General features: G+C 56.0%; 16 protein-coding genes and 2 pseudogenes. 8 read left to right on the top strand and 10 right to left on the bottom strand.

Annotated elements, in window-relative coordinates; all coding sequences use genetic code 11:
- Positions 1 to 55: 55 nt before the first annotated feature.
- Positions 56 to 844: a protein-ADP-ribose hydrolase gene (locus BQ8011_RS08650; RefSeq protein ID WP_072456376.1), complete on the bottom strand. Its 789-nt coding sequence runs from the start codon at positions 842 to 844 to the stop codon at positions 56 to 58.
- Positions 845 to 1008: 164 nt separating this feature from the next.
- On the opposite strand from BQ8011_RS08650, the gene BQ8011_RS08645 reads away from it, so the two are divergent.
- The 3 genes from BQ8011_RS08645 to BQ8011_RS08635 all read left to right on the top strand — a co-directional run bounded on the left by BQ8011_RS08645 (position 1009) and on the right by BQ8011_RS08635 (position 3777).
- A complete protein-coding gene (locus BQ8011_RS08645) occupies positions 1009 to 1986 on the top strand; it encodes a Fic family protein (protein WP_072456374.1) in 978 nt (325 codons plus the stop codon).
- A gap of 18 nt (positions 1987 to 2004) precedes the next feature.
- A complete protein-coding gene (locus BQ8011_RS08640; RefSeq protein WP_072456372.1) occupies positions 2005 to 2550 on the top strand; it encodes a GNAT family N-acetyltransferase in 546 nt (181 codons plus the stop codon).
- A gap of 84 nt (positions 2551 to 2634) precedes the next feature.
- Complete coding sequence (locus tag BQ8011_RS08635; RefSeq protein WP_072456370.1) at positions 2635 to 3777, top strand: nucleotide disphospho-sugar-binding domain-containing protein; 1143 nt, start codon at positions 2635 to 2637, stop codon at positions 3775 to 3777.
- 341 nt (positions 3778 to 4118) lie between these two features.
- Here the strand turns inward: BQ8011_RS08635 and BQ8011_RS09265 are convergent.
- Positions 4119 to 4424: pseudogene (locus BQ8011_RS09265) on the bottom strand (TetR/AcrR family transcriptional regulator); the annotation flags it as partial.
- On the opposite strand from BQ8011_RS09265, the pseudogene BQ8011_RS08625 reads away from it, so the two are divergent.
- Together BQ8011_RS08625 and BQ8011_RS08620 are read left to right on the top strand one after the other, a co-directional pair.
- Positions 4420 to 4656: pseudogene (locus BQ8011_RS08625) on the top strand (N-acetyltransferase family protein); the annotation flags it as partial. The pseudogenes BQ8011_RS09265 and BQ8011_RS08625 sit on opposite strands and share 5 nt — an antisense overlap.
- Before the next feature lie 84 nt (positions 4657 to 4740).
- A complete protein-coding gene (locus BQ8011_RS08620) occupies positions 4741 to 5883 on the top strand; it encodes a nucleotide disphospho-sugar-binding domain-containing protein (RefSeq protein WP_072456370.1) in 1143 nt (380 codons plus the stop codon).
- 341 nt (positions 5884 to 6224) lie between these two features.
- Here the strand turns inward: BQ8011_RS08620 and BQ8011_RS08615 are convergent, their stop codons facing one another.
- The 4 genes from BQ8011_RS08615 to BQ8011_RS08600 form a co-directional block, all read right to left on the bottom strand.
- Positions 6225 to 6965, bottom strand: a complete 741-nt coding sequence (locus BQ8011_RS08615; protein ID WP_072456368.1) for a TetR/AcrR family transcriptional regulator — start codon at positions 6963 to 6965, stop codon at positions 6225 to 6227.
- A gap of 20 nt (positions 6966 to 6985) precedes the next feature.
- The gene (locus BQ8011_RS08610) at positions 6986 to 7747 is read right to left on the bottom strand and encodes an ABC transporter permease (RefSeq protein WP_072456366.1); all 762 of its coding nucleotides are present in this window, start codon (positions 7745 to 7747) and stop codon (positions 6986 to 6988) included.
- Positions 7734 to 8657 carry an ABC transporter ATP-binding protein gene (locus tag BQ8011_RS08605; RefSeq protein WP_072456364.1) on the bottom strand — a complete coding sequence of 308 codons (924 nt, stop codon included), beginning with the start codon at positions 8655 to 8657 and terminating at the stop codon, positions 7734 to 7736. The genes BQ8011_RS08610 and BQ8011_RS08605 overlap by 14 nt, the downstream gene beginning before the upstream one ends.
- A 162-nt stretch (positions 8658 to 8819) precedes the next feature.
- Positions 8820 to 9866 carry an alpha/beta hydrolase gene (locus tag BQ8011_RS08600; protein WP_072456362.1) on the bottom strand — a complete coding sequence of 349 codons (1047 nt, stop codon included), beginning with the start codon at positions 9864 to 9866 and terminating at the stop codon, positions 8820 to 8822.
- A gap of 303 nt (positions 9867 to 10169) precedes the next feature.
- Here BQ8011_RS08600 and BQ8011_RS08595 point away from each other — a divergent pair, with 303 nt between their 5' ends.
- Positions 10170 to 10814 carry a DUF4230 domain-containing protein gene (locus tag BQ8011_RS08595; protein WP_072456360.1) on the top strand — a complete coding sequence of 215 codons (645 nt, stop codon included), beginning with the start codon at positions 10170 to 10172 and terminating at the stop codon, positions 10812 to 10814.
- Between the two features lie 15 nt (positions 10815 to 10829).
- Here BQ8011_RS08595 and BQ8011_RS09250 read toward each other — a convergent pair whose 3' ends face one another.
- Positions 10830 to 10964, bottom strand: coding sequence for a hypothetical protein (locus tag BQ8011_RS09250; protein ID WP_268753897.1), 135 nt, complete (start codon positions 10962 to 10964; stop codon positions 10830 to 10832).
- Positions 10965 to 11157: 193 nt separating this feature from the next.
- Between BQ8011_RS09250 and BQ8011_RS08590 the strand changes: the two genes are divergently transcribed.
- Complete coding sequence (locus tag BQ8011_RS08590) at positions 11158 to 11952, top strand: TdeIII family type II restriction endonuclease (protein ID WP_072456358.1); 795 nt, start codon at positions 11158 to 11160, stop codon at positions 11950 to 11952.
- 39 nt (positions 11953 to 11991) lie between these two features.
- A complete protein-coding gene (locus tag BQ8011_RS09075) occupies positions 11992 to 12330 on the top strand; it encodes an ASCH domain-containing protein (RefSeq protein WP_197678553.1) in 339 nt (112 codons plus the stop codon).
- A 47-nt stretch (positions 12331 to 12377) separates the two neighbouring features.
- Here the strand turns inward: BQ8011_RS09075 and BQ8011_RS08580 are convergent, their stop codons facing one another.
- The 3 genes from BQ8011_RS08580 to BQ8011_RS08570 all read right to left on the bottom strand — a co-directional run bounded on the left by BQ8011_RS08580 (position 12378) and on the right by BQ8011_RS08570 (position 15349).
- Positions 12378 to 13769 carry a DNA cytosine methyltransferase gene (locus BQ8011_RS08580; protein WP_072456356.1) on the bottom strand — a complete coding sequence of 464 codons (1392 nt, stop codon included), beginning with the start codon at positions 13767 to 13769 and terminating at the stop codon, positions 12378 to 12380.
- A gap of 67 nt (positions 13770 to 13836) precedes the next feature.
- Entirely contained in the window at positions 13837 to 14130 is a 294-nt protein-coding gene (locus BQ8011_RS08575; RefSeq protein WP_072456354.1) for a hypothetical protein, read from the bottom strand.
- 76 nt (positions 14131 to 14206) lie between these two features.
- On the bottom strand, positions 14207 to 15349 hold the full coding sequence (locus tag BQ8011_RS08570; protein WP_072456352.1) for an ADP-ribosylglycohydrolase family protein: 1143 nt from the start codon (positions 15347 to 15349) through the stop codon (positions 14207 to 14209).
- Positions 15350 to 15433 lie beyond the last annotated feature (84 nt).

Here is a 15433-nt window from a genome sequence, read left to right as displayed (position 1 = left end):
AGTGCCTGCAACGGCGGAAACCGTATAGCTCAGAAGCGTCTACAGCCCCACAACCCTAGAACCCCAGCAGCCCGCGATAAATCGCCTCGTCCTCATCAGAAAACACATCAAACACAACGACCATGGGGGACTGGGTCGCAGTCAGCCACTGATTGACCACGTCCACCGCGACCTCGGCAGCGTCCTGCTTCGGGTAGCCAAATACTCCCGTCGAAATACAACAGAAGGCAAGCGAGCCCATACCGCTCTCCTGCGCTAAATCCAGGCAATTCAGGTACGAGCTCATCAGCTCGAAACGATGCATGTCAGCGTCCTCGCCGGCGGGCACAGCCGGCCCGACCGTGTGAATCACGCGCTGCGAAGGCAAGTTATACGCCCCCGTAATCTTCGCCCTTCCCGTCGGCTCCTCGTGGCCCTGCTCCTCCATGAGCTGCGCACACTCCAAGCGCAACTGGACGCCCGCAAACGTATGAATTGCGTTATCAATACATGCATGCCCAGGCTCCCAACACCCCAGCATCCGTGAGTTTGCCGCGTTCACAATCGCATCCGCCGCGAGCCTCGTAATGTCACCGCGCCACAGGCGAATGTTCGGGTGCAGGGGCGCGACCTCGGCCTCGTCAATGGAAACAACGCCATCCCCGGCAATCAACTCACTGAGCAACTGATCCTGCAAAGCCAGCCACTGCGGCGAGGCGGGCATGGGCGGGCGCGTGTTGACCAGCGCGCGGAATTGCTCCCACATCTCATCGACACTCGTTGGCGCGGGCACGTCGATACCGCGCTCCTCGCACAGTCCCGCAATCAGCGGGGTTAACAACTCAAGCATCCGGCTGGGCCACATCAGCATTCCTTTCCCAAAAGACGAGGGTTGACAACAGTGTAGTTCCGTAGCGGTGACCGGTTCACGCTGTTTCAGCAGCATGCACATGAACCCGGTGCGATTGTCCTTAAGCGCCGCCCGATTACCGCCAGTGGCGGTATAATTTGGCGGTAATAGGAGGGCTTATGGCTTACGAACCATCGTTTAAGCGCAGCGATGCAATCGACGCGCTTTGTATGGAGATCGCGGAACTCGTTGGTGCCCTCTCGCCTCAAGCTTCTCTGTCGACCAGTCCCACGCTGCGTAGGGAGCTGCGGATTCAGACGATCTATTCCTCGCTTGTTATCGAAGGGAACAAGCTCGATAAACATGCGGTGAGCGCGATTATCGATGGAAAACGAGTGCTCGGCGACCGGCGTGACATCCTCGAAGTAGAAAATGCGCGCGCAGCCTACGACCTCATTCCCAGCCTTGACCCCTATTCGGTGGAGGAATTGCTGCGGGTCCACCGCGTGATGATGGATGGCCTCGTCCCTGACGCCGGTGGCTTTCGCTCCGGCAATGTCGGCGTTTTCAATGGGGATGCCCTGATCCATGCCGGCACTTCTGCTACCTACGTCCCCGAGGTCATGGGCGGCCTCTTCGAGTGGCTGCGCACAACGCACATGCACCCGCTTTTGTCATCGTGCGTTTTCCATTTCGAGTTCGAGTTTTGTCATCCCTTCTCTGATGGGAATGGGCGGACTGGGAGGCTCTGGCAGACCTTGCTCCTCTCTCGATGGCGTCCGGTTCTTGCCTGGCTGCCCGTTGAATCCGCAATCAGGCGGCGGCAAGCAGACTATTACGAGGCCTTGGCGCGCTCAGGTGCGCTCGGTTCCTGCGAGAGTTTCGTGGAGTTCATGCTCGAGGCGATCCGCGAATCGATTCTTCCGTATGCGAAGCCTGCGGGCGCGGAGGATATGAATCGCGCCCTCGCTCTTGCATTCCTCCGTGACAATTCGCGGTCAACCGTTGCTCAACTCGCGGAACACCTCGGAAGTTCGAAGCGAAGTGCTGAACGCTTGGTTGCGCAGCTGAAAGATGAAGGCCTGCTCGAACGCCAGGGGAGTCCCCGGGCGGGTTTGTGGATTGTCCAGGTTGACGATAATTTGGCTGATATCTAGGGGATAGGGGGACCGACAATGAGGTACGCCAAGACGGTGGTCTTGAAGGACGGAGTGGAACTCCTCGTGAGGAACGCTGTCGCCTCGGACGCCCGCGCGCTGCGTGAGACGACGCAACGCACGCATGCGGAGACCGACTACCTGCTGTCCTACCCGGACGAGCAGAGCGTCGACGATGAACAAGAAGCTCGCTCCCTGGAGGAAACGGAACGTAGTAGCAATGAGGTTGAGCTCGTCGCAATCATCGATGGGCGCATCGTTGGAAGCGCAGGAGTTTCAGCTGTGCGCAGTCGGCGCAAGGTTGCGCACCGGGCACGTTTTGGGATCAGCATCCTCAAGGAGTACTGGGGGATGGGGATCGGCCGGGTGCTAATGGATGCGAGCATTGACTGTGCTCGGCAGGCGGGCTACACCCAGCTTGAACTCGAAGTGGTGGCGGATAACGAACGGGCGGTGTCTCTTTACCGTCGCGCGGGCTTCGAGGAATACGGGCGCAACCCCCGGGGCTACCATTCCACGTCTGCGGGCTACCAAGAGCTCGTGTACATGAGGCTGGAACTGTAGCGCTACGAGGGCGGCTAGCCCTCTGGGGCTAAAAGACCATGCTTCCGGGCGTACCCTTAAACCGTGAAAATCCTTGTCGTCCCCATGTTGGCCCGCTCGCAGATGGGTGGACCCTGGTCGCGTGCGCAGCGCGTCGCACGTGCGTTCCTTAGCCGCGGTCACGAGGTCACGCTCGCGTGGGGAGATGACGGCAACTGTGTCGATCCGGTAGCCCCGACATTTGAAATTTCCGTTCCTTCGCCCCTTGGCCTTCCTGAGGCGATTGCCCGCCACGCCTTTCCGCTGGCTTCTCGCCTGGGGCTGATGGGTCGCAAGCCCGTCCATAGTTTCGAAGAAGTGCTGTGGTTAACGGGCTCTTTGGACTATCGCTACAGTCGCGCGGTAGTCGAGAAGCTGCGTGATTTCATATGGACATGGCGCCCCGACGTCGTCTACTCGGAATTCAATCTCGCCGCCGTCATCGCCGCCCGCGCCGAGGGGATCCCCTGCGTGGGCAGCGGCTCGCAGCCGACGACCGCCGCTTATGCCTCAAATCCGCAAAAATCAGCGGGAATTCGACGCCTGCTGCGCGAGATGGGAATGCCCGCCCCGGCCTCGTCGCTGACCATCCTTGAGGGGATGAAACGCCGCTTCATTCCCAGCTGTCCCTCGCTGGAACCAGATGCCGGGAAACAGGCGATCTACTGCGGTTTTCTTGGCGAGGTGCCGACGGTGGATAGTTGCAGCACCGATCGCGATTGCGCGGTGGTATACCTCGGCTCAGGCAGTGTCCCCGCGGGAGTTGCCGTGCGAGTTGGCCGGCAGATCTCGAGCGCGCTTGGCTGCGATGTGTACGTCGCAGGTGTGCCCGAAGCGGTCTACGCCGCAGCTGGCCACAAAGTGCACCGCGCGCCTCGCTTAAACTTTGCCGAGCTCCTCCCTCGCGCCCGCGTCATGGTCAATCACGGTGGGCAAAACTCGATGATGGACGCGCTGGCTTACCAGGTGCCACAAGTTGTCGTACCCGGTCGGGTTTTCGAGCGCCAATTCAACGCCGATGCCGTCGAGCGTACGCGCTGTGGCCTGAGTGTGCGCGCACCCAAGCCCGCTCTCATTGCCGAGGCCGCGCGGCGCCTCGTCGATGAAACTTCCCTGAGCGATGGGCTTGCGAGGCTGCGCGATGAACTGTCGGCATTGGGCGGAACTGAGCGGATTGTTAGCGAAGTCGAGGAGACTCGCTACTTGTAGGATCTGCCCCGTGGCCGATGCTGGAGCCTAGTGGGCCTGAGCAGAAGCTTTCGTACTTGAACTGCGCTATTCCCTAGACTCATTGACACTGTTTGGAGGCATTGACACCAGTTGGAGCTTTGAATGAGTGGTTTTTGGGGTATGCGATGCGTCCAAGTGGTGCCAATCGCGCCTAATAGTGTCGATCCGACCTAGCGGTGTCGATCCCACCCAAAGCAGTGATGCGAGATAGCAGTGATCTCTCCTAAGAGTGTCAATCCCACGTAGTAGCGCCGGGTGAGTAGCCCCCGGCCAGGCCGTCTAAAGCGACGCTGCGACAGGAGTCGCCCCCGCTGGCGTTCTCAGTTCCACCCGCGCAGGATTGCCTCGAGCCCTCGCTCAAACTGGGTGACGAAATCGTAGCGATCCTCAAGGAGATCCTGGATGAGTGGACGCAGCACCTGCGCATCCTCGGGGTTGAGAGCCGCGCTCGCTGCCTGCAAATCGACGGGCTGTTCGGGGGCGCCTCCCACGGGCGGAACGACCTCGGCGGCAACGAAAGCCGTCGTGTAGATCGATACAGCATTGACCAATCCGAGCATGTCTGCATTCGGAGTAAAACCGCGCCGGGCTAGTGCCAGAAACACGCGCGCCAGCTGAGAAAGCTGCTNCAAGGAGTACTGGGGGATGGGGATCGGCCGGGTGCTAATGGATGCGAGCATTGACTGTGCTCGGCAGGCGGGCTACACCCAGCTTGAACTCGAAGTGGTGGCGGATAACGAACGGGCGGTGTCTCTTTACCGTCGCGCGGGCTTCGAGGAATACGGGCGCAACCCCCGGGGCTACCATTCCACGTCTGCGGGCTACCAAGAGCTCGTGTACATGAGGCTGGAACTGTAGCGCTACGAGGGCGGCTAGCCCTCTGGGGCTAAAAGACCATGCTTCCGGGCGTACCCTTAAACCGTGAAAATCCTTGTCGTCCCCATGTTGGCCCGCTCGCAGATGGGTGGACCCTGGTCGCGTGCGCAGCGCGTCGCACGTGCGTTCCTTAGCCGCGGTCACGAGGTCACGCTCGCGTGGGGAGATGACGGCAACTGTGTCGATCCGGTAGCCCCGACATTTGAAATTTCCGTTCCTTCGCCCCTTGGCCTTCCTGAGGCGATTGCCCGCCACGCCTTTCCGCTGGCTTCTCGCCTGGGGCTGATGGGTCGCAAGCCCGTCCATAGTTTCGAAGAAGTGCTGTGGTTAACGGGCTCTTTGGACTATCGCTACAGTCGCGCGGTAGTCGAGAAGCTGCGTGATTTCATATGGACATGGCGCCCCGACGTCGTCTACTCGGAATTCAATCTCGCCGCCGTCATCGCCGCCCGCGCCGAGGGGATCCCCTGCGTGGGCAGCGGCTCGCAGCCGACGACCGCCGCTTATGCCTCAAATCCGCAAAAATCAGCGGGAATTCGACGCCTGCTGCGCGAGATGGGAATGCCCGCCCCGGCCTCGTCGCTGACCATCCTTGAGGGGATGAAACGCCGCTTCATTCCCAGCTGTCCCTCGCTGGAACCAGATGCCGGGAAACAGGCGATCTACTGCGGTTTTCTTGGCGAGGTGCCGACGGTGGATAGTTGCAGCACCGATCGCGATTGCGCGGTGGTATACCTCGGCTCAGGCAGTGTCCCCGCGGGAGTTGCCGTGCGAGTTGGCCGGCAGATCTCGAGCGCGCTTGGCTGCGATGTGTACGTCGCAGGTGTGCCCGAAGCGGTCTACGCCGCAGCTGGCCACAAAGTGCACCGCGCGCCTCGCTTAAACTTTGCCGAGCTCCTCCCTCGCGCCCGCGTCATGGTCAATCACGGTGGGCAAAACTCGATGATGGACGCGCTGGCTTACCAGGTGCCACAAGTTGTCGTACCCGGTCGGGTTTTCGAGCGCCAATTCAACGCCGATGCCGTCGAGCGTACGCGCTGTGGCCTGAGTGTGCGCGCACCCAAGCCCGCTCTCATTGCCGAGGCCGCGCGGCGCCTCGTCGATGAAACTTCCCTGAGCGATGGGCTTGCGAGGCTGCGCGATGAACTGTCGGCATTGGGCGGAACTGAGCGGATTGTTAGCGAAGTCGAGGAGACTCGCTACTTGTAGGATCTGCCCCGTGGCCGATGCTGGAGCCTAGTGGGCCTGAGCAGAAGCTTTCGTACTTGAACTGCGCTATTCCCTAGACTCATTGACACTGTTTGGAGGCATTGACACCAGTTGGAGCTTTGAATGAGTGGTTTTTGGGGTATGCGATGCGTCCAAGTGGTGCCAATCGCGCCTAATAGTGTCGATCCGACCTAGCGGTGTCGATCCCACCCAAAGCAGTGATGCGAGATAGCAGTGATCTCTCCTAAGAGTGTCAATCCCACGTAGTAGCGCCGGGTGAGTAGCCCCCGGCCAGGCCGTCTAAAGCGACGCTGCGACAGGAGTCGCCCCCGCTGGCGTTCTCAGTTCCACCCGCGCAGGATTGCCTCGAGCCCTCGCTCAAACTGGGTGACGAAATCGTAGCGATCCTCAAGGAGATCCTGGATGAGTGGACGCAGCACCTGCGCATCCTCGGGGTTGAGAGCCGCGCTCGCTGCCTGCAAATCGACGGGCTGTTCGGGGGCGCCTCCCACGGGCGGAACGACCTCGGCGGCAACGAAAGCCGTCGTGTAGATCGATACAGCATTGACCAATCCGAGCATGTCTGCATTCGGAGTAAAACCGCGCCGGGCTAGTGCCAGAAACACGCGCGCCAGCTGAGAAAGCTGCTCGGGAGTCGACATCGGGTGCGTGAGCAGCAACATGACCGTGCCCGGGTGCGCGCGAAGCGTGGCGGCCAGGCAGTGCGCGTACTCGCGCATGTAGGCAAGCAGCGGCGAGGCCGAGGCGGCCTGGGGTGCTCCCGGCGCGGCATGCGTTGCCTCGGACGAAGCCGTGGACTCAGAGCGCCCCGGCACGTCCACTTTCCCGCCCTCAACGCGAGCTAAAAATGAGTTGAAAGTGAGGCGCCAAACCTGCTCAGAAATTCCCTCTAGTAGAGCAGCCTTATCAGGAATATGGCGATAAAACGCCGCCTGGGACACGCCTAAACGTTTTCCCAAAGATCGCAGAGATAGAGCGGAGAGCCCCTCCTCATCAACCAATTCGAGCGCAGCAGACAAGATAATGTCTCGCGACAGCGCGCGTGGCTTTGATGAAGGCATGGGCTCTCCGCTCGGGTGGATTACTCCTTGTGATACCGAAACTTTATCAGTGCAAGCGCGGCGAACGCGGCGAAGAATCCCAACAATGCACCGATTTGTGGAGCGATATCAGCGAATCCAAGGCCGTCCAAGCTGACCTTGTTGATTGCGGTGTTCGCCCAGTAGGCGGGGGAGAGGCGTGCGGCATGCTGAGCCCAGTCAGGGAAGGAAGAAACGGTGCAGAATGCTCCGCCGACTCCGGCGGCCAGCATACCCACGATGTTCGACATGGACAGAGCGGCATCGCGACTATGTGACCACAAGGCGATCGCGACGCCTAGGGCCGATAAGACCGCCGAAAAACACAGCAGAACTACCATCAGCGCAACAAGAGAGCCTTTCGGGCGATATCCGAAAATCGCAGCGCCGAGCACGAGAACGACCGTAATCTGAACGCTCTGCATGATGTATGCAACCAGAGCCTTACCGCTCAGGATAGACGCGCGCGAGGTCGGAGAGGCCTCGAGGCGCTCCCATGTTCCCCAGGAATGCTCGTTGAAGAAAGAGCCAATGATGTTCTGGACGGCGAGGAAAGAAAACAAAATCGCCATCGAGGGAACCGCCTGTTCAGCGCCGGTGGCTCCCGTGTATCCATCGGCCAGGAGCATTGACTTGAACGCTGGCATCATGAAAGGAATCAAGACAAGCGGGATCACCGTCAGGATGAGCGTCGGTGCCGGGTCGGTGAGTTGGAGGCGGATATTCAAGCGGGTCATTGCCCACAGTTGCTTAAGCTGCGACATGGTCACTCTCCTCGATGATGTGCAGGTATGCGTTGTGCAGGCTCGGTTGGTCGATCTTCACGTCGACAAGGCGTGCTCCCGCTAAGGCTGGCGAGGCCAAAACTTCGCCGATACGTGCGCCCGGGTCGGCCTCGTCCCCGCTGTGGCGGAGTACGTTGCCGTCGGCGCTCCAGCCCTCGAGTGGGGGAACGGCGCGGTCGAAGGTGAGCGTGACCTCGGCGCTGCCGTGGGCGGAAATGATCTCCTCAAGGCTTCCGCGGGCGACGATTCGCCCCTCGCTCAGGATCGCGATGTCGGAGCCAAGCTCCTCGAACTCCGCGAGGTAGTGCGAGGTGTAGACGACGGCCGCGCCTTCTTCGGCCAGGTGGCGGACCGCGCTCAGGATCTGGCTGCGCGCTTCAACATCCGCCCCAACCGTGGGCTCGTCCATGAAGATCAGTCGAGGCCTGTGCATGATCGCCATTCCCGCGTGGAGTCTGCGCTGCTGGCCACCCGAGAGATGCGAGGCGCGTTGACCTTGCTTTTCACTCAGGCCAAGCAACTCCATGACCTCGCCGGCGCGCACGACAGCTTCGCGGCGGCCAAGCCCGTGTAACTCTCCGAAGGCGGTGAGGTTTTGGATAACGCTCAGGTCTGGATAAATGCCGAGATCCTGCGGTGCATATCCGAGTAGCTGGCCGATGTTGTGCGTTGTGGGATCTTTTCCGCAGATGCGGATGCTGCCGGCATCTGCTTGCTTCAGTCCGCACAAAATAGTGATGAGCGTGGATTTTCCAGCGCCATTTCGTCCGAGCAGGCCAAGTATCTGTCCTGGCTCGACGCGAAGGTTGACTCCGCGCAGGACTTTGTGGGTGCCGTAGCTCTTGTAAATTCCCTCAGCTTCTAGGGTGGGCAAGTGTGGTTGTGACACGGTTATTCTCCCATCGGTTAACAGTGTTAACTTTGTGTCGAGATCGAGGTTAACACTGTTAACTTGTGGGTGCAACGTGGTTCAAAAAAGTGGAAGAAAAGGTACTACTGGCGCGGGAAAAACAAAACGTAGTCAGCAATGAAGGGGATACGCGGAAGGGCCCTATTTCCCGGGGAAAAGAAGCGGCAGAGCGTGGCTGAGTTGGCGCGAAACCGAGGCCAGGGAGTGTGTCCCGTCCTCGTCGATCCACACCTGCAGGCTCTGGGGTGTCATCAGCGACGGATACTCGAGGTAAAACTCGCCGAGCTGCGGATTCATGTCGTCGAGCGCTGGGTCGTCTGAACCGACGCTGGCGATGATGCGGAAATCCTGCGGCCCCATGTCGCGGCTGCGCACGCCCAAAGTCACTTCGTCAGCGATCTGGGGTAGCGGTGCGTTATGATCGCGGCCAATCCAGGACTCCCCGGCCATCGGTATGTAACCGTAGAAATAGTCCGGGTTCAGGGCGAAAACATCCCAGGTCGTAATCCCGCCCATGGAAAAACCGCCGAACGCGCGGTGCGTGCGGCTAGCTTTTAAGGACTCATCTGTGGTGTCCCTGCCCGCGTAGGTTGAGTAGCGCGATTCGACTGTGTCAATAAGAGTGTTGATCTCGCTGGTCGCAAAGAAGCGGTTGAGCTGATAATCCGTTTCAAAATCATCATTCACGAAGGAGCGATCAGGGTAATACGTCGCAAAAACGACGATTGTTGGGGAGACGCTGCCGCTGCGCTCCAGGTCATCAATCGCCGGCGAGACCTCGTCCGCCATCTCCTCCGCGCTGCTCATCCACCCGTGAGTTAGGTACGCGATATTGGCCGGTGTCCCCTGTACGTATGTTGCCGGAAGGTAGACCAGAGCCTGCTTCTTATAGACCACTCCCTGATATTCCTGTTGATAATCCACGGTGTCGATCCGCCCGTGCAAGGGAATCGGATCCTCCGAGGCCGCAGGAATGATTACAGTTGTTCCGTCCGCCTTCTCGTGGTGAGTAACTGCGGGGGAGGGGGTGGAGGCGTGATAGACCTCGTATCCTGCTGTGCTGACTAAGCCAGTTGCTGCCACTAGCGTGCCCACGGCAAGCGCGATCGTCCCCTTGCGGTCACGAGGCCGCGGCTGGCGCACCGGCACTTCCGCGGTTTCGGGCACGGGTGAGGTCGGAGTACTCATCGGTAAAGTTCCGTGTAGTTCGTGTGCGTTGACCTCATATGGTCGATTTTAGGTCCGTGGGTGTGGCGGTGCGAATGCGCCTAAGCTGCTAGCGGAGCTGACAACGGAATGCTCGCAGCAATCGCCACGAGCACCGCCGTTGAGGTGTGAGCGTATTTATTAAGTAAATCCCCGCACTTCAGGCGCCGTTTCGCGGTTCGAGGTGTGATGATAATTCTTGCTACTTCCTTGATTTGCCCTTGGGGAACTCTGTAAAATCGCACAGTATTCAATCCTGTATCAACAAGCAATGGTGGTTGTGTCATGGCGAAACTTCGCGGTTTAGTTCGAGCGCTGGGTGCTCTTGTAGTTATTGCCCTGGTCTTCCTCGGCGGAATGAAAATGGCCCCCTACCTGGGATTCTTGGGATTCAACTCCAAGAAGGTCACGACCGACACCACGACCATCACCAACTCTTTCTCTGATATCGCGGAGCTTGCGACTGAGTCCTATATCTTCACTGAGGTCGGCAAATACTCTGAGCAAGGAACGCAGATTTTTGGCCTGGAGGTTCCCGGAACAGGAGCGTCATTCCTCATCACTTACTCGGGTGAAGTGAAAGCCGGCATCACCGATATCAGCGCGATCACAGTTGAACGGGACGAAAGTAAGAAAACCATTAAGGTCACTGTTCCGGCAGCCCAGGTGATCTCGACCAAAATCGATCCCTCGTCAGTCAAGACCTACGACCAGACCTTTAGCTTGGCGAACCGCCTCGAAGTCAATGAAGTCACCGGTTTCCTTGCGAATGAAGAAAAGCGCGCATCCGAGGACGCCGTGAAGCGCGGCCTGCTTGAGAAAGCACAAAAGCGTCTGGACGAGATCATCACCGGCCACGTCAAGGCAGTCTTGGGTGACGAGGCCAAAGACTATGAGGTGAGCGTTACCGTCGCCGAGACGAAGAACTGATTGCCGAGGCCGGGGCTAGCTTTCGAGAGAAGAACTCCGGTCTGCATCTGCCTCAGGCAGAGCCGGGAGGGGATCGGTATCGGCAGGGAGTGAAGTCTCAACGGCTTCCTCATCTGACTCAGCCAGGGCGGCGGCCTTGGCTTTCGTCATATTCGGTCTTCACAGAATCGCCTCACGGCCGATCCTGTCTGATGGGCAAACAAAAGCCCCCAACTATTTCACGGCTGAGAACCTTTGGTTTGCTCATTAATCGTACTCACTGATGGAAAATCATCGTCGATCGTGGTATCATTATACAGGTTATATGGTGTTATGCCCTGATGAATGCTGGAGGGTTTTAACAATGAATGATCATTATCGTAAACTTATTGCTGCAGAGTTTGAGAACTGTGTTACTGGAACAATCTCAAGAATCAATGCAAGTGAATTAACCTATCACCCTTTTCATTCCGCATTGCTTTCAGAAGAGGCGATTTATTGGAGCGGATTTGAACGTTCCTTTAGTACTTCCTTTGGACAGAGGGTTATAGAAGAAGTGGCAAAACTGGTTGCCTTATCAAATGGGGCGCAGGACGCTTGTCGCCAGAAGGAAACTATCATTTCGATTGATACCGCTTATGAAGAAGCAATTCGTAATCACATACAGCATCTTCGTTCAAAGAGTCGTAACTATCGATATGATTGGGAATCATCTCTTCGCGAAGTTAAAAGTGCAATACTTTCTGGTAGAAAGACCGAAATAAGAATCATATCAGATATGTGGTGGAAGAAAGGTGGCATAGACCATTTTATAAGTCTTAAAACTGTTAAACCCAACATTGATCAGACCACCGTTGCAAAAGAAGATTGCCTTAGACTCTCTGTTGCTATGCCCACCTGCAAAGTGTACTTTGGCCTTCCCTATAATCCATATGGTGAGGATAAATCATCTTATGCTTTTAATCCGCCAAGGAGGATATTTGATTTCCACCATGATAAGGTCGTTCTTATTGGAAAGGAAATGTGGGATACAATCGGTGGGGATGGTTGTTACGAGGAGCTCCTTGATATTGTCGACGAAGTAGGTCTGAAGACCAAAGAAGCTATCGATAAATCCAGAGCCAAACGTATGTCAGCATATCAAAACGGTATAGACTAATGGGAATAGTCGCACTTCAAGAGCCTTGGGCTAGCCTGATTGGGGAAGGTATTAAAACCATCGAAACCAGAAGTTGGCCTTTACTATCAGTACGGCGAACTATATATCCATGCAGGAAAAGCTAGAATCCTGAAAAGGGATCTTGATGCAATCGAAGCCGCAAAGCTATTGTCTGGCAGGTTGCATTATGGGGAAATACTGGCAAAGTGTCATCTCTCTGATTGTATTCTGATTGATGAACACGATGCCATTACATTAAAAGAAGCAGATCCTAACTGTTATCGCTGTGGTGACTTCACTTCCGGTCGTTATGCTTGGGTACTAACAGACATTGTTCCAATCACACCAATTCCTACTACAGGAAAGCTTGGTATCTAGTACTACACTTCAGAAGTTAGTTAAAATCAAAGGAGAGCTGCTCGTATTCATTCTTCGAGCGCGCGGCTTTTTGCCTTCGTTAAAGACGAAATCATAGCCTCCTGCCATGTTATATCACTTGTGTTTTTGTACCTTGAATACAAGTATCCCTCGTAGTGCGGTAATACTTGTCCATTCATATCAGCAATGACAGTTTTGGCAATAGCTTCTCCTAGTTTCAATGGAACAGCGTTACCGATCTGTTTATACTGCTCAAGGATTGGTCCGCAAATTTCCCAGTCATCCGGAAAGCCTTGAATTCGACTATACTCTTCGACGCTTAATGGTCTATCCTCAGTCGGATGGCAAAGGTCTGTGGCCGGCATTGTAGGATTTGTAACCAGTGTAGGTGAAGGTCGATCCAAACTGATTCTCCTATAAAATCCGGTCTTTCCTCCCCCTAAGTCCAAAGATCTGCCCATTGCCTCTCTTTGCAACTCTTTAGGCAAATCCTTCCAATTCTGACCGGCTTTTAGCATCCGATAAAACCTAAGTCTATACTCAGGGAATTCTATATAATGGTGTTCCTTGTCTTCGATATCTTCAACTGCAGAAGAGAAGGTAACCCAAGGTTTTAACCCAAACCTCGACTCCTGGTCGTGAGTAGGCGATAGATAAGGAACCTTTTCGTCCCCCAACTTTCCGATTATTACCACCCTTTCCCTGATTTGAGGCACGCCGAAATTCGCAGTATTGTACAGCTCAAAAGAGATCGTATAACCAGCTGCTCTGAGACGATCAAGGATAACGCACAATGCCCCACCCTTGATTGGCTCTTCAATCTCGCCATACGGATATGGTGTAGAAAGAAGCCCTCGGACATTTTCAATAACTACGTAGGTAGGACGGATATCTTCTACGATTTTAATATATCGTAAAAAGACATTCCCTCTGTCATCATTAAAGGCTCGTCTTGCACCTGCTGTACTGAATGCCTGACAGGGCGGACCTCCAAAAATTACATCAACCTTTCTGCCTTCAGGTACTTTTGCCAGTTTCAAAATTTCTTCAGCGGAATAATTATTTATATCGCCTATTAAGGCCATGTTAGGCCTATTTTTTGCGATGGTTATACGACAATACTTGTTAAATTCACATGCAAGTAAAGCCTCAATACCGCCGTTTTCCATTCCAATATCAAGTCCCATTGCTCCAGAAAAAAAGCTGAGTGCCACAATGTCTGGCACATCATTAGTCAGTCTCTCGTGATCATCCGGTTCAATAAATAGATCATAGGCAGTAACATATTCTTCAACTGCTTCGGGGCGGATAAGCCATTGGTTTCCGATTCGATCAGCAACAAGTTTTTCCTCTTTTATCAGTTTTCTTACATACTGAGGCGTCACTTTAAGTTTTGCGGCGACATCCTGAACAGTCAGTAAGTCGGTAGTTGTTTCCATGGGTATATAAACCCTTTCCTTTGCGAAACTTTAAACAGACCCACGATAGCGCAGAACGTCCTATTTTTCAATCAGATTCTTTGACTTTGATCCGAGCTTCTTTAGCTCTTTCACTGGCCTTTCTGTGATGCTTTGCACTGTAAGGTGCAGTCAGACGTATAGACAACCTTGCTTTGGCAATAACATAACTCTGATATCCAGTTTTCTTGTCTTCGAATTCCAGACGGCAGACTACAGGATACTTCTTCGCGAAGTCTGCCAGACGCCTCTTGAGCGCGGCATTAGAGGTGTAAACACTATAGGTATCATCGTCCTCGCCAGTCAGGATAACCGTCTCTTTCTCATATTTCGTAAGTCTCATGCATTACTCGTCCTTTCATTTTCGGCAAACGAAAGCCGCCCATGTGATTTAAGGGCGGCTCTGGGGTCGGTTCTTTCTATTGAGCGCTCTGCTCACGCCTCCACTGAACGTAGTCGTGGTGGATGTACTTGTGTGCCCATGCAGGATCGACGGGCCTATACTCGCTGAGGTGGCCGCAGCCTGTCGATAGGTCATCGGCAATCTCAACAATGGCCTCGTGCAGTTCAAGAGGCTCAACAAAGCGACGCGGAATTGCCTCGTAACCAATCTGTGCACCAATGATTGTGCCTGCGAGCGCGGCCGTAGAATCGCTGTCGCCGTTGTGATTCGAGGCCGCCGCAATGGCCCCCGCGAAGTCACCTTGATGGCGCAGCGCGCACAGCAACCCGATCGCCAGGGTCTCTTCTGCAACCCAGCCTTCGCCAAGCTCATGAATCGCGTCCAAGTCGCTGAGCCCAGAAGAAGCCAGTGAAACCGCGCGCTCCATGATTTCCTGCAAAACCCCAATCATCCGTGCCTCGGGGAAAGCTTCGGGAAGGGTAGAACTCGCGGCGGCGATGGCCTCGGCAAGGGGAGAATCTTCGTGGACGATCATCGACACGATCTGCGCGAAGGCTCCCGCGGGAAGCCAACCCAGCTTGTGCCCGTGAGTGAGGGCGGCAATTTCCGCGCCCTGGAGCTGGATATCGGCGTAGGTCATGTGGCGAGTCATGTTCGAGAAACTCTTTGAGTAAAAGAGGCCGACCGGCGCAACGCGCATGATCCCGCCACAGCCCTTCGAGTCGTTGATCGGGGACTCGAGAGTTCCGTTAGCTCCCGCGGCGCATGCCGTCATGCAGGTCGTGCCAGGGGCTCGGCGCGCAAAAAGCTCGGGAAATCCACTGACCCAAGCGCAGGGTCTACGTTCGCTAAATTCCACGGTTTGTGTCCGGTACCAATCCTGATACATGAAGGACATGTAGTAGCGGATTTCCCCCATAATCCCGCGCAAGGCCCCGCGAGTATGCGCAAGAAGCAAACCTTCCGCGGTGTAGAGAGTCATCTGGGTGTCATCAGAAAAACGCGCAACGCCCTGCTCATCAAGGACATAATCGGTAATTCCAGCCGGGCCAAAGCGCTGGAAAATCTGGGGTTCGCGGAGGAACTCAACGGTATAGCCCAAGGCGTCTCCGGCTGCCTCGCCAATGAGCGCGCCGCGGTAGCGATCGCGAATGTCCATGAGTCCTCCAAAAGTCGCTGGGTATTCAATATTCTATGCATCAAGGGGCGTGCGCTTCGTGCCACTGATGTGTGCACCTCTCAA

The organism is Actinomyces marseillensis, assembly GCF_900155605.1.
GTDB classification, from domain to species: Bacteria; Actinomycetota; Actinomycetes; order Actinomycetales; family Actinomycetaceae; genus Pauljensenia; species Pauljensenia marseillensis.
The sequence above is the reverse complement of the archived record's forward strand: the minus strand, read 5'-3'. Positions and strand labels throughout refer to the sequence as shown.

What these genes read in the sequence shown, in the direction of transcription:
- BQ8011_RS08650 (WP_072456376.1), bottom strand. Translation starts at nt 844, where the DNA reads ATGTGGCCCAGCCGGATGCTTGAGTTGTTAACCCCGCTGATTGCGGGA.
- BQ8011_RS08645 (WP_072456374.1), top strand. Translation starts at nt 1,009, where the DNA reads ATGGCTTACGAACCATCGTTTAAGCGCAGCGATGCAATCGACGCGCTT.
- BQ8011_RS08640 (WP_072456372.1), top strand. Translation starts at nt 2,005, where the DNA reads ATGAGGTACGCCAAGACGGTGGTCTTGAAGGACGGAGTGGAACTCCTC.
- BQ8011_RS08635 (WP_072456370.1), top strand. Translation starts at nt 2,635, where the DNA reads ATGTTGGCCCGCTCGCAGATGGGTGGACCCTGGTCGCGTGCGCAGCGC.
- BQ8011_RS08620 (WP_072456370.1), top strand. Translation starts at nt 4,741, where the DNA reads ATGTTGGCCCGCTCGCAGATGGGTGGACCCTGGTCGCGTGCGCAGCGC.
- BQ8011_RS08615 (WP_072456368.1), bottom strand. Translation starts at nt 6,965, where the DNA reads ATGCCTTCATCAAAGCCACGCGCGCTGTCGCGAGACATTATCTTGTCT.
- BQ8011_RS08610 (WP_072456366.1), bottom strand. Translation starts at nt 7,747, where the DNA reads ATGTCGCAGCTTAAGCAACTGTGGGCAATGACCCGCTTGAATATCCGC.
- BQ8011_RS08600 (WP_072456362.1), bottom strand. Translation starts at nt 9,866, where the DNA reads ATGAGTACTCCGACCTCACCCGTGCCCGAAACCGCGGAAGTGCCGGTG.
- BQ8011_RS08595 (WP_072456360.1), top strand. Translation starts at nt 10,170, where the DNA reads ATGGCGAAACTTCGCGGTTTAGTTCGAGCGCTGGGTGCTCTTGTAGTT.
- BQ8011_RS09250 (WP_268753897.1), bottom strand. Translation starts at nt 10,964, where the DNA reads ATGACGAAAGCCAAGGCCGCCGCCCTGGCTGAGTCAGATGAGGAAGCC.
- BQ8011_RS08590 (WP_072456358.1), top strand. Translation starts at nt 11,158, where the DNA reads ATGAATGATCATTATCGTAAACTTATTGCTGCAGAGTTTGAGAACTGT.
- BQ8011_RS08580 (WP_072456356.1), bottom strand. Translation starts at nt 13,769, where the DNA reads ATGGAAACAACTACCGACTTACTGACTGTTCAGGATGTCGCCGCAAAA.
- BQ8011_RS08575 (WP_072456354.1), bottom strand. Translation starts at nt 14,130, where the DNA reads ATGAGACTTACGAAATATGAGAAAGAGACGGTTATCCTGACTGGCGAG.
- BQ8011_RS08570 (WP_072456352.1), bottom strand. Translation starts at nt 15,349, where the DNA reads ATGGACATTCGCGATCGCTACCGCGGCGCGCTCATTGGCGAGGCAGCC.